Origin of the sequence: Lacipirellula parvula, from assembly GCF_009177095.1 — a bacterium.
GTDB lineage: Bacteria > Planctomycetota > Planctomycetia > Pirellulales > Lacipirellulaceae > Lacipirellula > Lacipirellula parvula.
Genome location: NZ_AP021861.1, coordinates 924494 through 947239, shown reverse-complemented (window position 1 = coordinate 947239; position 22746 = coordinate 924494). Strand labels below are relative to the sequence as shown.

The following is a 22746-nucleotide window of genomic DNA, read 5'->3' as shown; positions in this document are numbered from 1 at the left end:
GAACTACGGTCAGACTGTCGCAAGCTCGGGCTTCTTCGCGGCGGCCTGCGGAGCAGTCCGCTTTTCTTGTGCCGCGAAAATCAACTTGTCCGCCATCTCAACGACGCGATGGAGTTCCGGCTTCGCAATCTGCGCGTCAGCCGCAACGGCCTTACCCTTCTTCGCGTTGTCGGGCGTGAGAATCGAGGAATAGAGCAGTACCGGCACGTCGCGCAGTTGCGGATGGTCCTTGATGCGTTTTGTTAGGTGAAAGCCGTCGATTTGCGGCATCTCGACGTCGCTGATCACCAGATCGACCGGCGGTTGATCGCCGCGGGAGTCGGCCGACGCCGCGAGCCAATTCCAGGCCTCGGCTCCGTTGACGAACAAATGGATGTCTTGGTAACCGCTTTGCCGCAGCGTGTTCTCCACCGCATTTCGGGCTGTGGTGGAATCGTCGGCGACAACGACCTTCTTACTCTCGCGCTCCACGCCAAGATCGTTGGCGATCACGCTGCCGACCGACTCTCCCAGAGCGACCTGCTCGGCAATCATTTCGAAATCGAGCATCAGCACGAGTCGCCCGTCAATCTGACTGACGGCCGTCACCGGCGCCTTCGATTGAGCGATGATCGCCGGCGACGCCAACACCTGCGTCCAGCTGATACGGTGGATCCGTTCGACGACGTCGACAAGGAAGCCGATTTGATGCTGGTTGAATTCGGTGAGAATGACGACGGCTTCTTCCGGAGCGCACGACGGCGGCTCGTTCAGGTGCTGGTGCAGCGACAGGCAGGGAATTACCGAGTCGCGCAGCCGGAAGCAGCCGCAGATCGAAGGATGCGAGTCGGGGAGGGCGGTGGTGCGCGGCGAGGTCAGCACCTCGCGGACCTTGGCCACGTTGATGCCGAGCGTGAATCCGCCGACGCGAAAGACGAGCACTTCGACTTCGTTCGTCCCGCTCTGCAGCAGAATGGCGTTTTCAGAGGGGAGGGAGTGGGACCAATTCATTTCGCACCTCCGGCGGAGACCGCCGTTTCATGAATCAAGATCGGCTTCTCGCCGAACAACGTCGCCAGGGCGCGTTGTGCGCGATCCTTGGCGAATGGCTTCACGATGAAATCGGCGGCGCCGAGCTTGAGCGCCTCTTGGAGCACGTCGGTCTGGTCGATCGCGCTGACGACCAGAATCTTCGCCCGCGGATCGAGAGCCCGAACGCCGCGGAGGGCGTGCAGGCCGTCGTACTCCGGCATCACCAAGTCGAGCGTCATCGCATCGGGGCGCAGCTCGTGATACTTCTCGATCGCCTGCTGGCCGTTCACGGCCTCGCCGACGACAGTCCAGCCGGCTTCGATCGCCAGATCCTTGATCATCTCGCGGACGATCATTGAATCGTCGGTCACCAGCAACGTATGGCTCATGATTTCATTCCTCGATCTAACTCGCAGCGCAACGGCGCTACAGCGTTGCACTCGCTTCGCCCGCCGTTTCGACGACGACGGCGAACGATTCGCAGTCAAAGGTGATGCGGCGACCTTTGGAGCCGCCTAGGTGTTCCGCCACGATTCTGACGTTCGCCGCTTGCAGCGTTTGCCGCGTCGCGTCGATGTTCTGTTGGCCGATCTGGAACGGGCCGTTGGAGGCGAACATCGTCGCCCCGCCAGTCAGTTTGCACGTCAACCGCCGCGGGTCGGCGCCGCGCGATTTGAGTTCGTTGAGCATCCAAACGATCGCCGTGTCGACGAACTTCCCCGGCAGTCCCGGTCGGCCGGCCGAGGTCGGCAACACGATGTGAGCAAGCGTGCCGAGTTTGCGTTTCTCGTCGTATAGCGCCACGCCGACGCACGACCCGAGAACGGCGCTGGCCCGTTCCTCGCCGATCAACACGGCGATCTGGCCCATGCCGACCATGGTTTCGGGGCGTCGAATTGTGAGCGTGGCGGACATTTTTGATTGGGTCTCTGCTCTGTTGCGTTTCTTTTCTTGACGTCAGTTGTCAGTGGTCCGTGGTCAGTTACTGGGAAGACGGTAGTTGGATAATTGTTTCGCAACTGACAACTGACAACTGACGACGGACCACTGACATTCTTCAAAGCCCTTCTGCAGTCTCTCGAAGTAGCTCCAATAATTCTGGCGACGGAACGAAAATTAAGTTCCACTCCACTCGCTGCCCCAGTCGCGAAAATCTTGTGCGACACAAGAGGACGCGATCTTCGGTCATCGCTTGCGACATTACCGCCTGCTGGACGACGCTCATCGCGTAATCTTCCGTCACTAGCGGCGGCGACGGCCAGAAGCGGCGGCCAGTCAGCGCGGTCATCGCGTTGAGGTAAGCCGAACCGAGGATGTTTCCCGTTTCTTGCAAGGCGGAAATCTCAAGTTCGCTCCAAGCCGACGTCGCGTCGATGTCGCGACCAAGCAGCGACTCGATCAAGCGGCAGGCGTTGACGCGATCGAACGTGAGGATCAGTTGCCCTCCTAGATCGCCGCCGACGGCCAGCATGACCAGGGTCGATAGCTCATCGGTCAGGTCGAGCGTCACTGCAACCTCTTCGACCGCGGCTTCGCGGACCTCGTCGAGCGCGAGCGTTACTTCGCCGTGAGTCCAGGCGCTCATCGCGGACGAGGCTTTTTCGATCGCCGGTGCGAAGACCTGCTCCCAGGCCCGTTTCGCATGCGCGTTGTTGATGACGTTCGCGGTCACGATTCTCTTCCTGCCGTTTCTTTGGGTAAATCTCAGTTAGACGCTGAGTGCTTCTTCCGCTTCGAGTGCCCGCTGCCCCTGCTGAGACATGGCCAGGAGCGAGCCGACGTCGAGGATGAGCGAGACGCGACCATCGCCCAGGATGCTCGCCCCCGCCACGCCGCCGACGTTCTCGAAGTTCTCTTCCAGTGATTTGATGACGACGTCTTGCTCGCCGAGAAGCGCGTCGACGCGCAACCCTAGCTCGCTCCCTTCGACGCCGACGATCACCAATGTTTGATCGTCGCTGGTCGACTGCTCGGCAGCGCCCAGTTCGCTCGGCGCCGGCTGGTTCCAGACGAAGACTTCATTTAGTTCGATGACGGAAATCACGCGATCGCGGACCCGCGCAGTCCGTTGACCGTGGACGGTGCCGACCTCGCTGGCGCCAACGCGGACGATCTCGACGACCGATTCGACCGGGATCGCGAAGACGTCGCCGTCGATGACGGTCAACAAGCTCGGCAAGATCGCCATCGTCAGCGGCAGTTTGATTTCGAACGTCGTGCCCTTGCCAGGCTCGCTGCGTAGCTCGATGGCGCCGTTGAGCCCTTCGACTTTCGAGAGGACGATGTCCATCCCCATGCCGCGGCCCGAAACTTCCGTCACCTTCTCCGCGGTGCTGAAACCAGGGTTCCAAATCAATTGGTAAATCTGCTGCGGCGTCATCCGCTCGGCGTCGCTTTCCTTTACCAATCCTTTGGCAATACCCTTCGCGAGGATGCGTTCGGCGTCGAGGCCTTTGCCGTCGTCGGTGATCTGAATGACGATGCGATTGCCGCGGTGGAAGGCGTTGAGGGTGATCGTCCCTTGCGGGTTCTTGCCAGCGGCGATCCGCGCCTCGAGGCTCTCGATGCCGTGGTCGGCCGAGTTGCGAATCAAGTGAATTAGCGGATCGCCGAGTTCGTCGATCATCCGCTTGTCGAGCTCCGTCGACTCGCCCATAATCACGAGCTCGATCTGCTTGTTGCTCGTGCGGGTAAGGTCGCGGACGACCCGCTTGAACCGCATAAACAGCGGCCCGATCGGCACCATGCGGGTGTCCATCACCGTGTTCTGGATGCCGTCGGAGACGCGATCGAGTTGGTGAACCGCTTCCGACAGATCGTTAAGAGCCGTCCGCATTTGCGTTAACTGGCCCAAGTCATGCTGCAGCGACTCAAGATCGTCGCGCATCTGGCTGGCGATCATTCGCAGTTCGTCGATCTCGGGCGAGGTCTGCGAGCCGTAGTACTCGTCAAAGCCGCTAGTCAACCGCAATGCCGAGCGATGAGCCGAGGCGACTGTGTTCAGCGTCGACTTGATCGTCGAGAAGCCTTTGAGCTTGGCGCCAATCTGCCCGAAGCGAGCGCGATTAATCACCAACTGGCCCGCCAGGTTCATCAGTTGATCGAGGCGGTCGATATCGACGCGGAGCGTTTCAACTGGCTTCGACTTGCCGCTGGAGCGAGACTCGCCGTCGCCGGCGTCGCTACCGCCTTCGGCCGCGGGGCCACGCGACGGGGTGAGATCTCGCGACGTTACGACGGCGTCATCGCTGGAGCGGTCGGTTTCGACGGCGAAGGCGGTCGTTTCGCAAGCCTTCGCCAAGTCGATGACGGCGGCCAGCTTCACTTCGGTGACGCCGTCGACGGTCAGCGTGCGGCGCATCTCTTCGAGTGACTCGGTCGTCGACAGGCCGAACGTTAGGCAAGCCACGCCGTTCATCCGCACCATGTCGGCTTCGTCGGGATGGCAGTAGCAGAATGAGCCAAGGCTGCGGAGTCGATCGACGAGCAGAATGGCCTTCAGTTCGCTCAGCGGCAAATCGCTTTCGAATTTCACATGGCCCACGAAGCCCTGACCGTTGCGTGGGAAGGCCGCGCGTGCCAGCGGCAAATGGGCGTCGCCGCATTCGTTGCACGGGGCGAGCGTGATCTCGCACGCGGCGCCGTCGGCGTAGCCTGCTCCGCCGCTTGACATGAGGAGTTGATAGGCGCTGCTCAACCAATCAGTCGCAACGCCCGTCCGCAGGCCGCCGGTGAACGCGCGAATCGCATCCGCGCAGCGGAGCATCGCATCGACCGATTCGCCTGGCACGGGGCGTTGCTGACGGCGGCAGTCTTGAACGATGTCCTCCATGCGGTGGGCAAGCCGCGCCACGCGATGGAGTCCGATCGAAGACGCCGAGCCTTTGATGCGATGGCAATTGACCAGCAGCATCTCGTTCGCGGCAACGTCTGGCCCGCCGACGAGAACCTCCGACAAATCGTCAAGCGTCAGTTCGCTCTCATCGAGGAAGATCGCCAGGTACTTCGGCGGAATATCTTCGTCGTCACGAACGTCGGCAAGCGGATCATCGCTGTTGTCAATGACCGGCAGCGTCGCGACTTGCGTCACGCTCACGCGAGCGACGCCTCCGTCGATTTCAATCTCGCCTTCGGTGACGACGACGCTGGTCGCCTCAGCCGCCTCGGCCATGCCTTGGGCGAAGCGACGCTCGATTTCCGCGGCGGATGCGAGTTCCTTGAGCACGCCTTCGCGGGCCAGCAGACGTTCGATCGATTCAATCACTTCCTGCGAATCGCCGCCGTCCTCTTCCTCGGCGCGGAGCGCTTCGATCATCCCTTCGAGCCGATCGACCGCTTTAAAGAAGACGTCGACTGTCTCGGCCGTTACCGTCAGTTCGGAATTACGGGCCGCATCGAGCAGATTCTCCATGCGGTGGGTGAGGCCGTTCACGTTGTCGAGCCGCAGCATGCCCGACAGCCCTTTGAGGCTGTGGGCCGCGCGGAACATCTCGTTGAGCAGGTCGGGGCAGGGGTAGGCGGGCCGCGACGCATCGGGGATTTGCGTGAACTCATCCAGCTGCAACAGCCGCGCGTTGAGCGTCTGCAACAGCTCGGTCGACTCGTCGAGGAAGTCACCGAGGATCTCGTCCATCATTTGATCGTTGTTGCTCATATCGCTCGCCGTGATTGCGGTTCGCTCGTCTTGTTCGCGTTACTTCGATCCCGGCCACCGGTGCAACCAGCCGCAAGTCGATTCAAATTCGCCGACCAACTCCGACACTCCCTCGGCGGCGCCGGTGATCAGGTACCCGCCTGGCCGCAGCACTCGCTTGATCTGCGACAGCACGCGCTTCTTCGATTCGGCGTCGAAGTAAATCAGCACGTTCTTGAGCACCACGAGGTCGAACGGCATTTCTTTGAGCGGCTCAAGCAGATTGTGCGTCTCAAATCGCAGCATCTTTCGGTAAGCAGCCTTCATCGTGGCACACGCTCCGCCTGTGCCCGCCTCGAAAAAACGCTGCCGGTAGGCTTTGGGAACGAGCCGCATCGCACGCTCGCTGAACGCGCCGAGTCGAGCCTGAGCAACAGCCCCGGCGCCGACGTCGGTGCCGAGAATCTCGACCTGCCACGCCGGCGCCGCGGGAAGGCGATCCATCAGGCAGCAGGCGATGGTCGTCGCTTCGTCGCCGGTGCTGCACGCTGCCGACCAAACTCGCAGGGCAGGGCGGCGCTTGCCCGCCTTTTGCTCAGCGATCATTTCGGGCACAAATTTGTCACGCAGCCAGTTCCAATGGTTCTCGTCGCGAAACAGATACGTTTCGTGAGTCGTCACTTCCTGCAGAAACGCTTCCCACTCGGGATCGCTCGTTGGCGCACTCTTCAACAGCTTGAAGTAGTCGTCGTACGAAGCGAGCCCCCGCGCCCGCAGCCGACGCCGCAACCGGTTCGACAGCAGCGTCGTCTTTTGAGGCGAGATCGTGACGCCGATCTTTTCGTAGATCAGCTTCGCGTAGTTTTCCAGCTGCTTGGGCGTTACGTCGACGACCGTCGACAACGTCGGCGGAGCTGGGTTGGCGGGGGTCGAAAGCATTATTAAATTCCAGAGGAAGGTTTCGAGCGGCGAGTCGTGAGTAGCGAGCAAAGGTCCAACCTTTGCCCGCTGCTCAGATGTTCTCGCAACTCGTTACTCGGAACTCGCTACTAGTTCACCTTGAAGCCCGAGACAAGCTCGCGAAGCGAAGCGGCTTGGGCGCCGAGTTCTTCGCTGCTCGAAGCCATCTCTTCGCTCCCGGCGGCCGATTGCTCAGTCACCTGCGAGATCATCTGAATCGCCTTCGAGACTTCGACGGCGCTCTGAGCTTGCTCAACGGCGGCCGTCGCAATCTCGGTGATCTTCTTGGCGGTCGACTCGGCGCTATCGATGATCTTGGCCAAGGCCTCGCCGGTCTGAGCACTCAGCGTGGCGCCTTCGCTCACCCGTTGGGTCGATTCCTTGATCAAGGCCGAAATCTCCTTGGCGGCTTCGCTCGAACGCTCGGCCAGCTTGCGGACTTCGTCGGCGACGACCGCGAACCCAAGGCCATGTTCGCCGGCACGGGCCGCTTCGATCGCAGCGTTGAGAGCGAGCAAGTTCGTTTGACTGGCGATTTCCGAGATCACCTGGATGATCTCAGAGATCTGCGTCGAGGAGGTCTTGATCCGCTCCATCGCTTCGACGCTCTTGCGAACCGCGGCGCCGCCGTCGCCGGCGAGAGCGCTCGTTTGCTGAGCGACGCCGCTGGCGCCGGTCGCGTTCTCCTTCACTGCTTCAATGCTGCGGGTCAGCTCTTCGATCGTCGCACTCATCTCCTCGACCGAGGCGCTTTGCGTTTGGGCGCCGTGGGCGAGCGTTTGAGCACTTTCCGACACGACGCGGGCGCCTTCGGTGAACTGAGCGGCGCCTTCGATCACCTGGGTGATCACGCCCCGCAGGTCGGTTGTCATCTTCCGCAATCCGTTGGCGAGTTCGCCGACGGCGTCGTTGCCATCCACGGTCAGCGGCTTCGTCAGGTCGCCCTGCGAGGCGGCATTCACGACGACGAGGATCTCGTCGACCTTGCGGCGGAGCTCGGCCTGGACTTCGCGTTCGCGCTGCTCTTGCTCCTTCTGGGCTTCCTGCAAGCGAATTTGCTCGGTGATGTCCGAGGCGTACTTCACGACCTTGTAGGGCTTGCCTTCGGCGTTCAGCAGCGCGCTGTAACGGGCTTGGATCCAAACTTCCTTACCGTTCTTGCCGAAGCGTTGATACTGCCCAGCGTCCGACTCGCCGCGGTTCAGCTTCTCCCAAAATTGCGAGTACTCGACCGTACGCGCGTAGTTCGGATCGACGAACATCCGGTGATGCTTGCCCTTGATTTCGTCGAGGCTGTAGCCGACTGCCTTCAAGAAGTTGTCGTTGGCGGTGACGATCGTTCCGTCCAACTGGAATTCAATCACCGCTTGAGCCGCGCTGATCGCCGCGATCTGGTTGGTGTAGTCGAGGCTTCGCTCTTCCATGGCGAGCTTTTCGGTCACCACTTCCCACGTCACCATCGGACCGAGGTACTCGCCTGCCTCATCGTAGATCGGCGACACGAGCAGGTCGGCCTTCTCCGGGCCGATTGCGATCACGGCACGGTGCGGCAGGTTGCGGTCGGTGCTGAGAATCCGGCGTTGGTGTTCCGGCTGCTTGTGGAAGACGTCGACCGATTGGCCGACCACTTCTTCTGCTCGCACCGGCAAGTACTTTTCAATCGTCTTAAGCGTCTTCAGGCTCGCCGGGTTGGCATAGATGATCTTCAGATCGCGGTCGGCGAGGAGGATGTTGATCGGCGAGTTCTCGGCCATCGCGCGGTTGAGCGTAAGTTGTTCGCGCAGAGCTTCGATCGAGTTCGAGGCGTTGGCCTTCGTTGACTTCGAGGCGACCGGTTTCCCGTTGCGGAGGGCTTTGGCAGTAGCGACCATGTGAGTTTCCTGGATTTGGTTGGTTGAGCTTTTTGTAAAAGCCCCTGAAGGGGCGGAGTATTGCAGCCAAGGACGCCTGCCCCAGGATGCGATCTTTTCAGCCCTGCGAGGCGAGCTAGGCAGCAGTCGACGTCGCGGCGGTGACTTCCGAGAGCAAGCGGTCGACGTCGAGCAAGATCAATAGCCGCTTCTCAAGCTTCGCCAAGCCGGTCAAATAGTCGCGGCCGAGACCCGAGACGGTCGGCGGGGGAGGCGCCATCTGTTCTCGGGAAATCCGCAGCACCTCGCTTACTGCGTCGACGATGATACCCGTCGTTTTGTCGCCGACGTTCATCACCATGATCCGCGTTTCATCGGTCGCCGCTTCTTCGGGCATGCCGAATCGCAGACGCAGGTCGACGATCGGGATGACGGTGCTTCGCAAGTTGATCAGTCCTTTGATGTAAGGAGACGTCTGCGGCACGCGCGTGATTTCTCCCACCAGGATGATTTCCTGCACCTTGGTGATTTCGATTCCGTACTCTTCGTTCGCCAATCTGAAGCTGACGACCTGAATCGTCCCCGCATCCGCCTGCCGTTGGCTTTGCGGCGCAAGTTTGACTTCGCTGTTCGACATGTTTCGCCCCTGTGTTGGTTGGTTGCCTGCGTCAATGGCCAGCAACCGCCGTTCGATGATCGCGCACATCCTTCGCCTCGCCGGCTAGTCGGCGTCTGCGGTTTCCGTGCGCTGCGGCAAAACGTCGAAGCGTGCATCGACTTCTCGCTTGCCTGTCGAAACATAAGGCTCACATTGCTAACGGAATCCCGAATGCACCCCTGATATTTAATTTGTGGGTTCCCGTGCGCCTGGGATCGCAGCCAACGCTCCTCCGCATAGCTGATACAAGACGCCGGTCGCTGCGTTCGGCTCGCGGAGTTGTGCATCGCGCCGCGTGCGCGATCGCGCACGAATTCCGACAGGACTCGCCTAAATACCGCGCGAGTGCGGAATTCGGCACGCTAGTTTTGTAGTAAGCCGTGGTGCGAACGCCCCAGCGAGACCTAAACCGCCGCCTCGTCGTCCCGCAGACGGACTTGTGCGTCCGGCAACACACTCAATGAAACGCCCCGCGTTCATGCAGTCATCAGCTCAAATTTTCCCTTTCACCCGCGGATGGTCGCTGTGAAACAGTTGCTCGGGGCGTTCCGCCCTTGGCGACGAATGCCGAGGCAGCAGCCACTTAGACGGACCGTTAATTCCGCGCTAGCCGCCAAGCCAAGCCCGCAAATACGCGAGGGCGATCGCAGCGGTCACGCGGTTCGCCGTAGTCGAATCCCACCAGTCCTCTAGCAGAAACTTGGCTGGACATTTTTCTACCGCATGCGATCATCAGACTCAGCAGCACCCCGGCGGGTTCAAACGGCTCGCCGCGGCTTTTCTCACGCTTCTACCAGTTCGACACGGAAGACCGGCGCCGCCCTATGGCCGTTGAACCATTGGTTTGCATCATCGACGACGACGCAGAGTTCGCGAATTCACTCGCGGTTTTAGTTCAATCGATGGGCGTTCGTGCGCAGACGTTTCCCTCCGCCGACGCTTACGTCGAGCAGTTCGATCCGCTAATTCCCGGCTGCTTGATCCTCGACGTCCGCATGCAACGGACGAGCGGCCTAGCACTCCAAGAGCGGCTAGCCAGCCTGCCGTTGAGCCCTCCGGTCATCATCATGACCGGCCATGCCGAGGTTCCCACGGCACTGCGGGCCATGCGGATGGGCGCTGTCGATTTCCTGCAGAAGACCTTCCAGGAGTCGGAACTGTATGACGCGATCCAACGGGCCTTAGAGCAGGACTCCCGCACCCGCGCTGCGTATTTCCGCAAGGAAGCCATCGATCGGCGGTTCGCACAACTCACGGCGGCCGAGCGTGCGGTTCTCGATCAGGTGCTGCAAGGCGAAGCGAATAAGTCGATCGCCGCCAATCTGGGGGTAAGTCGCCGGACGGTGGAGGACCGGCGCGCCCGGATCATGATGAAGTTGGAGGTCGACACGCTTGCCGACTTGGTGCGCATCTCCCTAGAGGCCGGCTCGCACATCTGAAGTAGGGCGCTTGCCGCCGTGGACGCGAATCACCGGAAAGCCCTGCGTTTTTTGAGCGTCTTCGCTAGGTCTTCGAACCGCTGCGTTGCATTCGCCGGCGGCAAGTGGAAAAACACGTCCCACCCGTGGAGATGGCTATTCCTTTTCCCAACCTCCGCCGTCTACCATGGCGGCATTGATCCGTCGGAAAAGGGAGAGCGAAGGCTCCCGCATGCCGATGTCACGACGCGCCCCGGCGACGGGCGCCCGGGCGCATGCGCGTGAGCATTCACTCTGCTCTTCTCCACTGTCTATAGAATCGAAGCTCTCGCGGGCCGACCTCGCGAGGTCGTTTCACGCCGCCAGCGCCGCATGGCGTTCAGCATTCACAGGACATCGTTGGTGGATTTTCAGCCTGCCGCTCACATTGTCGATAGCAACGATGATTCACGTCACTCGTTGCAGAAGCTCGTTGCCTCGATGGGTTTCGTCGCCGTGACGTTCGCGTCGCCCGCGGAATTTCTCGAAGGAGCGGCGCAAGGGCGACGCGGCTGCCTGATTCTGTCGCTGCCCGCGCCTGCGTACACTGGCCTCGGCGTACTGGAGCAGTTGGCGACGCTACCCGACGCGTTGCCGATTATCGTCGTCACCGATTGCAATTCTGTGCCGCCCGCGGTTCGGGCGGTGCAGCTTGGCGTTGCGGCCTACCTGCAGCGGCACTGTTTCTCGGAAACGTCGTTGTGGGAAGCGATCCACGCCGCCTTTGCTCGCGACGCGGTGCAACGCGCCGCCTACGAACGCCGCCAAGCGCTGCTCGCGCGGTATAGCGAACTAAGCCTGCGCGAGCGGCATATCCTGGAACTGATCATCCAGGGATGCGATCACAAGCAGATCGCCGACGATCTGAACGTCAGCCGGCGCACCGTCGAAAACCGCCGCTCGAAGATCATGTCGAAGCTTGGCGCCGATACGTTCCCTCAGCTGATCGCCATCTCGATCGAACTCGGCATCTCAGCGGACAGAAAGCCAGGAAGCTGAGAAGTGCAACCGCAGATGAACGCAGCCAAGGAGTAGCGGTAAGGGACGACTTCCCTTGGCTTTATCCCTATCTGCGTTTATCTAAATTCATCGGCGGTTCCAAATCGCGAGTCGCTATAACGTGACGCCGCACAGGTTCACGCGGATTCCGAGGGCGAGGGCCATCGCCGCTTTCGCCTGCAGCGTTTGATCAGCCGCCAAGGCTTCGTCGCTGTAAACAACCTGGATGTGATTCGACTGGTGCTTTGCCATCAGTTGATCGCGACTCACGCCATGCAGCTGGGCGTGCATGATCGGCCACTGGTAGGTCGTGGCTTGCCAACGACGTTCGGTTTCTTCGTCAGGCAATGCGACGACTGTGCCGCGGCCGAGGTCCATGTGGAGCGCATCGTCAGCAACGTAAATCCGCGACCAGACGATTTCGCCCGGCCGTGAGACCCCGCGGAGCGTGCTGCCGCCGCTGGGGAAGTACATCGCCGGCTGGCGGAACCCTTCGGCGCCGGCCCAGCCATCGATGAAGTGCGCCGGCGGCGCGGCGCCGCTGATGAGCAGCACCCAGACGTAGCCGTCGACCGTGCCGCTGCGATCGACGTCGCCCCAGCGAATGTCGTGGAGCGTGCTTTCGACTGGTTGGCCAAGCGCGCGCTGCACGCGGTAGGTGATGAGGCCGTCGAGCCCGGCGCACTCGTCGACCTCGTTGAAGTGGACGACCGGTTCGCCTGCGAATAGTTCGCGGCTGCCGTCGCGACTGCGCACCGGCGGCCGATCGGCGTTGTTGAGCATCCCCTCGACGAGGTCGCTCGCGGGCAACAAATCCTTCAACCCCTGCTGATATTGGATGCCGATGAGGCTGCAGCCAAAATCGTCGGCGAGTCGGACCGCCGCGACATACATCCGGCACTGGCGGAAGACTTGCTCTTGGGTCAATTCGGAAGCGCCATCGACGCCGAAATGGAACCGCATGCCGCGCTCGCGGATCCAGTCGTAGACCGCCTTTGCGTCGACCGGTGCGACTTGGAGGGATTCATAGTAGAGGGCCGACTGGCTGAGGCGTTCCTTGAACACTCCAGTGCGGTGAAGGAGATGATCGGGAATGATCGCGTTGAACATCCCCATGCAGCCTTCGTCGAACACTCCCATAATCGCTTTGTCGCGCTGGAGTTCCTCGGCGAGACCGCGTCCCGCATCGGCGGCGTCGCTCTTCAGACCGGCCGCTAGCAGCGGGTGGACGTGGTCAACTCGGTGGTCGCATCGTCCAGTCTCCAGCCACGACTTCAGGCGACTGGTAAAATAGTCGTCGGTGAAGTCTTCGCTCCAGAGCGTCGAGTACCGCACGCCCGCCTTCGTGAGCGAGGCGTTGAGGTTGAGCATCCCGACGAGCCCGGGCCATTGGCCCGACCAATTCGCCACGGTGAGGATTGGCCCGCGATGGGTCGTCAGGCCGGCGAGGACGTGATGCGAGTATTGCCACACCGCCTCGGCGACGATGAGAGGCGCGTCGGGGGGAATTGAGCGGAACGTTTCCATCCCTTCGCGTTGGCTGGCGAGAAAGCCATGGCCTTCCGTCTCCTTGTAAGGGTGAGCCCGCCGCAGCGTGTAGCCGAGCGCTGCGACGGCCTGGCCGAGTCGCTCTTCCATCTCGTGCTGAGCGGCCCAGCAGTTTTGATTAGCGGAGAGTCGTTGGTCGCCGCTGGCCAACAGCAGCACTTCGCGAGAAGCCATGGTCGATGATCGCTGAGGAGACAGTGTCCATTAAGAACGGACATTGTAGCGATTGCCTCGCAACCTCGCACGGACCGGAGCAGCGACGACGATGGCTAAGCCCAACAGCACCATTCCGCCCGGTTCGGGAACGCCAGCCGTTGGCGAGGCTGCGAGATTTGCGACGGCGCCGAATTGCTCTCGCCAAATTTGCAGGTCTTCGCCGTTAACTCGGCCGTCGCCGTTGGCGTCGCCGTCACTAGGCTCTGCACCGCTCGCGATATTCGCGCCGCGCTGCCAGACAAGAAAGTCGGCGCCGTCGACGACGCCGTCGAGGTTAAAGTCAGCAGAAATCGCCGCGACCAGTTCGAGCGTGAGGCTGTTCTCGGCGGTCACAAGGTTCCACGCGAGTCCGTCGACGCTCGGCAGCTCTAGTTGATCGAAGCCGCCCGCCACGCCGCCAATGGCAGTGGCGATGATGAACTCGTCGCCAGCCGTCGGAACGTACGTCGAACTAGCGGCGAAAGCGACGTGCAGTTTGGCGTCGGGGACGATTGTCAGCGTCCCCATCGCGGCAAGTGTATCGAACGCCGTCGTCGTCTCGATCTCAATGCGCAGTTCGCCGCCGGTCTCGATCGCGACATCGCCCGCGTGCAATGGTGCAAAGTCCGCCGCAGTTCCCGGCGCGAGCGTTCCCGAGATAGCCAGCGGCCCGGCGATCTGCCCCGTACCGCTCAGCGTGGCGCCCGCCGCGACGCTCACGCTACCCGCGCCGGTGGCGCCGGTCACTTCCAGCGCGCCGGCGTCGACAAGCGTCGTCCCTTGGTACAGATTTCCTTTGCGAAGTTCCCAGCGGCCGTTGCCGCGCTTTGTCAGGCCGCCCGTGCCGTTCAGTTGCTTGTTCAACACGCCGTTGCCACTGCCGGAAAGCGTAAGCCGCCCGCCTTCGAACGAGACTAAGTCGGCGGCGCCAGAGTCGTTCCACTCGAACGTCGCATTCGCCTCCACCGTCGCGCCGCCCGCGAGGATCGTGAGCGATCGCGTCGATTGCGAATTCTCGGTGATCGCGAGTGTGCCGTCGTTGATGAAGATTGAACTCGAACCATTCGGCAAGAATCCCAGCGCCGCGCCTGCTACGCCGTTGTCGTTGAGGTTGCGCAACTCAAGCCGCGAGCCGCCGCTAATCCTCACGGCCGTGCCGCGCTGCACAGTGTTCTCCTGGTAGAGCCGTCCCGTGACTTGCACGTTGGCGCCATTCTCCAACCGCGTATCCCGCTGCGAGCTGGCGTTGCCGGCAAACACGGTTTGCCCGGCTCCGGTGAAGAGGACAATGCCGCCGGTCGACGAGTCGCCGTTTGGTCGGGCTTGGCCGATGAGGTCGCCCTGCAGCCGCAATGGCGCCGCGCCGTTGTGGCGGATTTCCAGATTCGACCAGACGTCGAGCCGACTGTTGATGAAATGGCCCGCCGAGCCACCATCCACCGCGAGCAACGACCAACCGTCGGGAGCATCGGCGAACATGAGACTCTCGACGGCGCCCCCCGCTTCGCCTAGCACATAGGCCGTCGCGCCATCGAGATGAATCTCGCCGACAGTGCGGCTACCGCTCCAGGTGACGAGCATCCGCCGCGCAGCTGTCGTCCCGAAGGAAGCCCGCTGGCGTTCGTAGCGAGCGCGGCCATTCGACCAATTGGCGTCGGCGTCCCACGCGCCCGTCGTGCCCGTCGCGAGCGTCCAAGCCGTGTTCGGAACGCTCGCCGGCTTCTGCCACACGCGAAACCAATCGGCTTGCGTTACGTCGCTCGAACCGGCCGCCCACTGCGCGAGCGACGGGGCGCCGGGCCAGCCGTCGACCGCGTAATTAAGGATCGTGTACATGTTCTGAAACGACGCTTGATTCGACGCCGTCTTCACCAGCACGCCGTCGAAGTAGTACTTCAGCTGCGTGCTAGTCCACTCGAGCCCGTAGGTGTGGAACGCGGCGCCGAGATCGACGTTGCGGTCGATCCACTGACCGTTCGACGCGTTCCCCGAGCTGGTCGACCAATGGCTGTTCGCGTAGTACTGATCGTTGATCGTTTCATTGGTGAACAGCACGTATTCCATGATGTCGATCTCCGGCGGCCAGCCGGCGTCGAGCATCCAGAAGGCGGGCCACGAACCGCGTTTGCTCGGCATCTTGATCCGCATCTCGGCGTAGCCGTAAGTGTAGCGGAAGTCGTTGTGCGAACTGATGACGCCGGAGCTAAACCCCTTGCCACCCGTCGCCTCGCGCGTCGCGGTGAGGCTGAGGACCCCGCCTGATTGAGTCACGTTCGAGTCGAGCATGTAAGCGTCGTGGTTGTGCGTACGGCCCCAGGCGTAGTCGGTGTCCCACTTCACCGGATCGACCGTCGCCGTCGAGAACTCGTCTGCATGGATGAGATGCCAGCCGGCGCCGGGCGGATCGGCCTGCGTCGCATCCATCTTCGCAACGCACGTCGCCATCGCGATGAGTAACGTGGTGAGCAAAGTGCAACGCAACGCCTTAAGTCTGCTAAAACGACGACGGCGGCCGAAGCAGGCCAATGCAACGGCAAGCAACGCTGCGCCGCTCGGTTCAGGCACGCTCGCCAAGAATGCAGCGAACGCTCCTTCGCCATGCACGAGATTGAAATCACGTTGGAACATGCGGAAGTCGGCGAAATTGTTGAACCCATCGCCGGTGAGATCGCCGCGGGCGGCACGCTCGGCCAGCGTAAGTCCACTGAGATCCGTCAGGTTGTAGAGTTTGAACCGCTCCCAATCGGCGCCGTTGACGAAGCGATCGTTGTTCAGATCACTGCGCGAGGTGATCGTGCTTACCAACCAGTTCCGATAGGCGGCGACGCGCGTGTAGTGCGAAGCGCCGCCCCATGCCGTCGGGTTGCTGCTCGTCGCTGTCAGCCCCACGATCCGCCACTGATTGGGATCGCTTGCTTGCGTCCCGAAGTTCGTGCCGTAAAAACCGAACATCGGGCCGCCGCTGTCGCCAGGGCCTGCCAATCCTTCGACGAGCCGATTGGTCGACAGCAGCGGCTCGCCGTTCGCAACGATCTGAATCTGCCCGTTGCCGGCGATCGTGCCGGTGTTGTAGGCATGATGAAAGCTCACCGCACTGCTGCTCGTCCCCGCGACCGTACCGCCGGCGTTGGTCGTGTTGATCGTCCCCCACTGGCCGTAGCCGCCGATGTTCAGAATGCGGCCCGGCTCGTCGAAGGTCGAGTTCAACAGGTGCGCCGCAGGCTGCACGCCGGGGACGTTCGCCGAGAGACGCACGAGCGCCATCTCTGAACCGCCGTCGGGCGTGAAGACTTGGCTCCCCGTGTAGATCGTGCCGAGGACGTTGACCGAGATTTGCCCCGCCGGAGCGATCGCCCCGTAGTTGCCGCCGTTCTGCACGACGTGCCGCACGGTGAGGGCCCACTGCGAATCGAGCAACATCGCCGTGCCGCGGGTGTTGTTCGTCCCGTTGTTGATGACGTGGACGTTCTCGAACCAGAGCGGGCGGTTCGTTAGGCCGCCGACCGACGCTGAACCAAACGCTGGATCGGCGTTCCAATAGACTGCCATGACCGTGCGCTCTCCGCTGAGGAGAGCGACAGTCGAGAGCGCTACGAGCAGGAGTGATCGCCAATTCAACATGAAATGATCACCTACTGCCGCAACCGCGCATGCCAACCGGCCAGCACCAGCCCGCCTACCAGCATCGGGGCCGACGCCGGTTCCGGCACGCTCGCCAGCATCGCCGCGAAGGCGCCGGCGCCGTTCAGGAAGTTGTAGTCTGCCTGAAATTGCCGGAAGTCGGCGAAGCCGATGCGGCCGTTGCCGTCGAGATCGCCGCGAGCCGCGCGTTGCGCCGGCGTCAATCCGCTCAGGTCAACGAGGTGATTCGCACGGAACACTGACCAATCCTGCAGGTTGATGGCGCCGTCGCCGTTGAGATCGCTTTTTTCAAACGGCAGGTCGAAGCCGATCGCCGAAATCGGCGTGGCGAAGACCGTGCCATGGTGCGGGTTGCCCGTGTTCGGCAGCTTCGCTTCGGCTGTGCGATTGACCCATGTTTGCAAATCAGTGGAAGTCGCCACGCCGAGGTAGCCAGCGCCGTAGGCGTCGTAGTGCAACTGCCAAGTGTCGCCAACTTTGATGATCGACGGACCTTCGACCGCATTTGGTTCGATTGCCGAGCCAGGCCCAATGATCGGCGCCGCGCCGCGCACATAAGGCCCTTGAGCCTCGTCGCTCGTCGCCAGCCAAACATTCTTGAAACCGTTTAGCTCGTCCTTCACGGCCATCAGGTAGCGATCGTTCGCTTCGTCACGAGCGATCATCCCGTCGATCACCGTTTGACCAGCGTAGTAAAATTCCTTCGGCTGGCTGAACGTATCGAAGTCGGTCGTCGTGAACGAGTAAAGCTTGTGCGGTCCGTTGTTGAGGTTCGACGCCCAGACGACGAGATATTTCTCCTGCTCTTCGTCGTAGTAAAGTTCCGGCGCCCAGGTGTTGGCGACGTTGACGCCGGCGCCCCACACCTCGATTCGCTTCGGCGTCGACCAGGTGACGAGATCGTCTGACGATGAGTAGCCGATCGTCTTCGTCGTAATGCCGGTGGTCCACACCATGTGGAACTTGCCGTCGGGCCCGCGGACGACCGACGGATCGCGCATTTGGTTTTCGCCGGCGGGGAACGCAGGCGCCCGCGGCGGCGTGATGACCGCCTGGTCGTTGTTCAGCGGCGTGAAGTTCAGCCCGTCGGTGCTGAAGCTAAGGAAGACGCCGCTCGATCCGCCGGTCGGCCAGCCCCCTTTGAAGTAGGCGTAAACGTACCCGGTCGGGTCAGCCGCCAGGGCAGGGGAGGCACCGCAAATGAACGCCAACGTCAACAGCGCGCCCGCGAGGGTACGCCGACCAATCGATCGATAGAAAATCATGTTGCCTGCTCTCTGCGAGAAAATGCACAACGCCGGGCCAACGTGGGGAGCTGGCCCGGCGTCTTTCAAACGGTCATGCTATTGCAGCGGAATGCTCAAGATACCGAAGGCGAAGCCGGGGACTTCCCAGTTGCCGTCGAACTCGACGTCGCTCTGCACGTCTTTGATTCGATCGTTGTCGGCGTCGTTCGTCGCGCGGGGATCTTTGCCGGCGACGATCCATTGCGTTGCCGCTTGGCTCGGCTTCAGATCGGCGACGTCGAACTTCAGCTGCGCGGGTTTATTCGAGGGGTTCACGACGCCGATCGCTAGCGTCTTGCCGTCTTCGCTGAGCGCCGCGGCGACGTCGAGATTCTGCTCGCCCGCCTCGTAGTCGACCGCCACCGGTTGCGTACCAAAGTGCTTGCGGTAGAGCATCAGCGGATACGCGGTTGTGTCGAGGAACGCATCGGTTTTTGTCGTCTTAATGCAGCCGATGACGTTCACCGTCTGAGCGTAGTGCGCCATCCGGATGATGTCGGTATTGCGGAAGAACTCGTGGAGGCCCGCGGCGACGCCAAGTGCATCAGCCAAGTCGTACGCGCAGCCAAGTTCGCCGTAGACGTAGTCGTTGTGCCAGTAGTTCCACTCGTCCATCACAATCGGGATCGTGCGATCGGGTAGCAGCCCTTGCCGCTTCTGGATGTCGCGATGGCCGTCGGCCTTTTTCTTCACCTCTTCCTTGAGCATCGCCACATGCTGGGCGACGTCGTCGGGGGTTTTTTCGCCCCACGGCGTCCGGCCGCGGTAGAAATGCTCGGAAATGTAATCCATATGCTCGTGGCAATCCTTGAGCATCCCCTCCGACCACTTGGCGTTGTCCTTCGGATCGAAGTTGCCGACGCCGATCAGTTCGATCGTCGGATCAGCCTTGAGCATCGCCTTCGCGACGAGATTGTGCTTCTGGGCGTACTGTGGCAGGGCCATGTAACCGAGCTGCCAGTTGCCGAACATCTCGTTGCCGACGCACCAATACTTCACGCCGTAGGGTTCGACGCGGCCGTTCTTCACGCGCCACTCGCCGCCGATCGTGTCGGCGGCGCCGTTGCAGTAGTCGACTTCTTGAGCGGCGGAGTAATCGTCGCCAAAGCCGGTGTTCACAGCGATCAGCGGCTCGGCGCCAACCTCTTGGCAGAAGACGAGGAACTCGTCGAGACCGACGTCGTTGTGCTCGACGCCTGTCCAGGCCGGATTCTTACGTGGCGGACGACGATCGCGATCGCCGATGCCGTCGCGCCAGTCGTACCCGCTCACGAAGTTGCCGCCCGGCCAGCGATACATGGGGGCGTCAAGTTCTTTCAGCAGCGCGAGCGTGTCGGCCCGCATTCCCTTCACGTTGTCGGCCGGCATCAGCGAAATCGTGCCGACGAGGACGTTCCCTTCACCGACGGCGTTGAGTTCGAGATTCGCGTGATCAGTCGTCGCATCAGCGGTGAACTCGAAGGGATACTTTTGATAGTCGCCGGTCAGCTTGGCAATTTTGTGCGCGGTCGGCTTGGCGTCGTCGCTCGTCTTGAGCACCACTTCCACGGCAGCCGGCTTGTCGCCTGCCGATTTTAGCCACGCGTAGCCGATGTACTTCTTCCCCTGCACCACGCCGAGATCGCGCTGGCGAATGCCGTGTCCCGCGGCGATTTGCGGCGTCTGCTCGCCGACGAACGGCTTTTCTTTCGTCATCGCGACGCCATCGGCGGAGCCGATGATTTGCCACGGCGAGGCGCCGACGACGGGAAACTCGGTCTTCTCCAGCGACTTGTAGGGAGCGTAGTTCTCGGTGATCGGGAAGTAAAACTTGCGGTCTTCGAGCATCTCGGCCCAGATGCCGCCGTAAATGCAGCGGCCGAGGTGCTCGATGAATTGAGCGTAGATGAAGGGATTGATATCGGGACGGCGCTCAGCGGCGTTGATCTTCACCGTTGTCGCAGTCTTAGGCGCTGACGCTGCGGGTTCAGACACGGCATCGGCGGCATCGAGCCGTGCGATAGGCGAGGAACAAAGAATCGCCGCCACGGCGAACGCGAAGGCGGGTGAGGTTCTCATGGCGTATCTCTAGATGGGAGAAAGAGGTAGTTGGTCGACTAAGTACTACTGTGGATTGGATGCGCCTGTCGATTCGCGGCGGACGGTGCGGATGCCGAACACGCCGCCGGCGTAGTTGCCGGGCTTCGCGGCGAAGCGGACGTTGACGCTCTGTTTGCCCGCGGTCAGTTTCTGCGGCAGTTTGTACGTTTGATCCCAGAACCGTTCGGGCCGATCTTGATGGAGCGATTGCGTGGCGACACGCTCGCCGTCGACGAGCACGTCGAACTCCCGCGGCCCAGACTCGCTGCCCCAGTAGGTGGCGACGAGATTGGTCGCTGCGTCGGGCGACACCGCCATGTCGAATGCGAACCAGCCGCCATCGACGGCGTGCCGCAGCTTGCGGCCGTTGAATTCGTGCGGCGTCGACTTTTCACCGGTGAGTTGATGATCGCGTTCGGCCTGCATCTCGCCGATCGCGAACTGGTCGATCGTCCGCGCCTCAAGCTCCTGCAGCCGCGCGTGCTCGGCGGCAATCTCGGCGCGGCGGACTTCCCACTCCGGCGGCGTGAGGCGATCCCAGTAGACAAGGTGGCGATGATCATACGTGTCGTAAAAGGGTTTCAGTAACACATCCTCGGGCTGGCTCGCTTCGTGCGTGCGGAAGCGGAGCGATTGATTTGCACCCTGCACCGTGGCGTTCTCCGCGGCGATCCAATCGCCGGCCGCCTCGCTCGTACTGACGATGATCGGCGTCTCGGGCCGGCTCTCCGCCGTACCCATGTCGCCCGCCAACAAGATCGGACCGTAGAATGCGGCGACGCGATTGGCTCGATCGGGCATTGGCTCACTGCGCAGCGACATCGGCAATCGAAACTCGATCACGTCGCCGTCTTGCCACTCGCGATCAATCGTCGCATAACCGCCGGCGGAAGCGTTCGCTTCCACAGGTTCGCCGTTGAGCGCCACCGCCAACTCGCCTGCCACCCATGGCGGGCGTCGTAGGTTGAGAATGAACCGCTTAGGCTGATCGGCGGCGAATTTCAACCGCACCGTGTCACCGCGAGGAAACTCCGTCTCTTGAGTCACACGCACGCCGGCATCTTGCCAGTCGAGTTCTGCCGCAATGAACTGGTTCACCCACAGCTCGTCGCCGCCGGAGTGAAAATAGATGACGTCGCCGTAGCGGGAATGGTTCTCCATGCCGCTGCCGTTGCAGCAGGTGAAGTCGAGCAGCCCCATGAACTTCTTAAAATCGCCCGAACGGAGCGACACATAATAGCAAACCTGCCCCGTCTCCGGATGTTGTGAAGCAAGGATGTGGTTCCAGAGCGCCCGCTCCATGTAGTCGGCGTACGCCGCCTGTGGCTCGCGGCAGAAGAGGGCCGACGACAGCTTGAGCATGTTGTAGGTGTTGCACGTTTCGCTGGTGGCATGGCCGAGCCGGTCGCTCAACCGACGCGGCGGGCCAAAATGCTCGCTATCGCTGTTGCCGCCGTTGGCGTAGGTGTGATTCTCGGTCACCGTCCGCCAGAAGAAGGGAGCGATCCGCGCAAACCGCTCGTCGCCCGTCAGCTCGTAAATCCGCTCGACGCCAATTGCCTTCGGCACCTGCGTGTTCGCATGCTTGCCGGCGAGTTCGTCGCGTTCCGCAGCGAGCGGGTCGAGCACTTGCGTGTGATAAAACTTCTTCGCTAGGTCGAGGTAAGCCTCGTTGCCGGTGAGCGTGTAAAGTTCGGCCAGCGATTCGTTCATACCGCCGTGCTCGCAGGCGAGCATCTGCTGCCACTGCTCCGGCGTGAGCTTGGCGGTAACGTGACCCGCCCAATCGGCTAAGCCGCAAGCGACTTGCAATGCTTGCTCGTTGCCGCAGTAGCGGTGGGCGTCGATCAGGCCGGCGAATAGTTTGTGGAGGTTATACCAGGGAACCCACGAACCATTGAGATCGAAGCCGGCCGAGCGAATCTCGCCGCGCGCGACTTCGCTGAAGACCTGCTTGCCGTTCGGCATCGCCCCGAGGAACCCGTCGCCGTTGGCCGCCTGGCACTCGGCAAGTTCTGCCACGACGTGCGCCACCCGCGCGCAAAACTGCGGGTCGTCGGCGGCACGGCTCATCCGCGCGCAGGCCGAGAGATAATGTCCGAGCGAATGTCCGGCGATCCCCTGCGCTTCCCACCCCTCGTAGTTCGGCGCCTTCTCCGGCAGACCGGCCTCTTTGCGGTACCAACTGAGCAAACGATCGGCGTCGAGACTGAGCAGGAACTTGGCGTCGAGCTCCATCGCGTGACGATAGGGGCCGGGCAGGAGTTTGACGTCGCCCGGCTCGAACGATTGAGCCAGCAGTTTAATTCTAGGATCGACGCGATCGCGGACGCGGACTTCGCCAGCTCTAGCAGATACCACGACGCCAACCAACAGCGCCACGGCAACCGCCAATCGACGAACAATGCCCCGCTTGCAGCAGTACATC

General features: G+C 61.9%; 15 protein-coding genes. 2 read left to right on the top strand and 13 right to left on the bottom strand.

Annotation, left to right across the window (positions count from 1 at the left end; all coding sequences use genetic code 11):
- Positions 1 to 9 precede the first annotated feature (9 nt).
- The 8 genes from PLANPX_RS03510 to PLANPX_RS03475 form a co-directional block, all read right to left on the bottom strand.
- A complete protein-coding gene (locus PLANPX_RS03510; RefSeq protein ID WP_152097385.1) occupies positions 10 to 990 on the bottom strand; it encodes a chemotaxis protein in 981 nt (326 codons plus the stop codon).
- Entirely contained in the window at positions 987 to 1400 is a 414-nt protein-coding gene (locus PLANPX_RS03505) for a response regulator (protein WP_152097384.1), read from the bottom strand. Before PLANPX_RS03505 ends, PLANPX_RS03510 begins: the two co-directional genes overlap by 4 nt.
- 37 nt (positions 1401 to 1437) lie before the next feature.
- On the bottom strand, positions 1438 to 1926 hold the full coding sequence (locus tag PLANPX_RS03500) for a chemotaxis protein CheD (RefSeq protein WP_152097383.1): 489 nt from the start codon (positions 1924 to 1926) through the stop codon (positions 1438 to 1440).
- Between the two features lie 142 nt (positions 1927 to 2068).
- Positions 2069 to 2683, bottom strand: a complete 615-nt coding sequence (locus tag PLANPX_RS03495; RefSeq protein ID WP_152097382.1) for a chemotaxis protein CheC — start codon at positions 2681 to 2683, stop codon at positions 2069 to 2071.
- A 36-nt stretch (positions 2684 to 2719) separates the two neighbouring features.
- The gene (locus PLANPX_RS03490; protein WP_152097381.1) at positions 2720 to 5665 is read right to left on the bottom strand and encodes an Hpt domain-containing protein; all 2946 of its coding nucleotides are present in this window, start codon (positions 5663 to 5665) and stop codon (positions 2720 to 2722) included.
- 39 nt (positions 5666 to 5704) lie between these two features.
- Positions 5705 to 6583, bottom strand: a complete 879-nt coding sequence (locus PLANPX_RS03485; RefSeq protein ID WP_152097380.1) for a CheR family methyltransferase — start codon at positions 6581 to 6583, stop codon at positions 5705 to 5707.
- Between the two features lie 110 nt (positions 6584 to 6693).
- Positions 6694 to 8475 carry a methyl-accepting chemotaxis protein gene (locus PLANPX_RS03480; RefSeq protein WP_152097379.1) on the bottom strand — a complete coding sequence of 594 codons (1782 nt, stop codon included), beginning with the start codon at positions 8473 to 8475 and terminating at the stop codon, positions 6694 to 6696.
- Positions 8476 to 8590: 115 nt separating this feature from the next.
- On the bottom strand, positions 8591 to 9091 hold the full coding sequence (locus PLANPX_RS03475; RefSeq protein WP_152097378.1) for a chemotaxis protein CheW: 501 nt from the start codon (positions 9089 to 9091) through the stop codon (positions 8591 to 8593).
- A gap of 845 nt (positions 9092 to 9936) precedes the next feature.
- Here PLANPX_RS03475 and PLANPX_RS03470 point away from each other — a divergent pair.
- Positions 9937 to 10551 carry a response regulator transcription factor gene (locus PLANPX_RS03470; protein WP_152097377.1) on the top strand — a complete coding sequence of 205 codons (615 nt, stop codon included), beginning with the start codon at positions 9937 to 9939 and terminating at the stop codon, positions 10549 to 10551.
- A 381-nt stretch (positions 10552 to 10932) separates the two neighbouring features.
- Complete coding sequence (locus PLANPX_RS03465; protein WP_172991840.1) at positions 10933 to 11568, top strand: response regulator transcription factor; 636 nt, start codon at positions 10933 to 10935, stop codon at positions 11566 to 11568.
- A 114-nt stretch (positions 11569 to 11682) separates the two neighbouring features.
- Here PLANPX_RS03465 and PLANPX_RS03460 read toward each other — a convergent pair whose 3' ends face one another.
- The 5 genes from PLANPX_RS03460 to PLANPX_RS03440 form a co-directional block, all read right to left on the bottom strand.
- Positions 11683 to 13290 (bottom strand): fucose isomerase, encoded by a 1608-nt coding sequence (locus PLANPX_RS03460; RefSeq protein WP_152097375.1) that lies wholly within the window; start codon positions 13288 to 13290, stop codon positions 11683 to 11685.
- A gap of 30 nt (positions 13291 to 13320) precedes the next feature.
- Positions 13321 to 16860 (bottom strand): family 16 glycosylhydrolase, encoded by a 3540-nt coding sequence (locus PLANPX_RS03455; RefSeq protein WP_172991839.1) that lies wholly within the window; start codon positions 16858 to 16860, stop codon positions 13321 to 13323.
- Positions 16861 to 16943: 83 nt separating this feature from the next.
- Positions 16944 to 18218 carry a family 43 glycosylhydrolase gene (locus tag PLANPX_RS03450; protein WP_152097373.1) on the bottom strand — a complete coding sequence of 425 codons (1275 nt, stop codon included), beginning with the start codon at positions 18216 to 18218 and terminating at the stop codon, positions 16944 to 16946.
- Positions 18219 to 18296: 78 nt separating this feature from the next.
- Positions 18297 to 20297: an alpha-L-arabinofuranosidase C-terminal domain-containing protein gene (locus tag PLANPX_RS03445; protein WP_152097372.1), complete on the bottom strand. Its 2001-nt coding sequence runs from the start codon at positions 20295 to 20297 to the stop codon at positions 18297 to 18299.
- A gap of 45 nt (positions 20298 to 20342) precedes the next feature.
- On the bottom strand, positions 20343 to 22745 hold the full coding sequence (locus tag PLANPX_RS03440; protein ID WP_172991838.1) for a glycoside hydrolase family 127 protein: 2403 nt from the start codon (positions 22743 to 22745) through the stop codon (positions 20343 to 20345).
- Between the last annotated feature and the right edge of the window lies 1 nt (position 22746).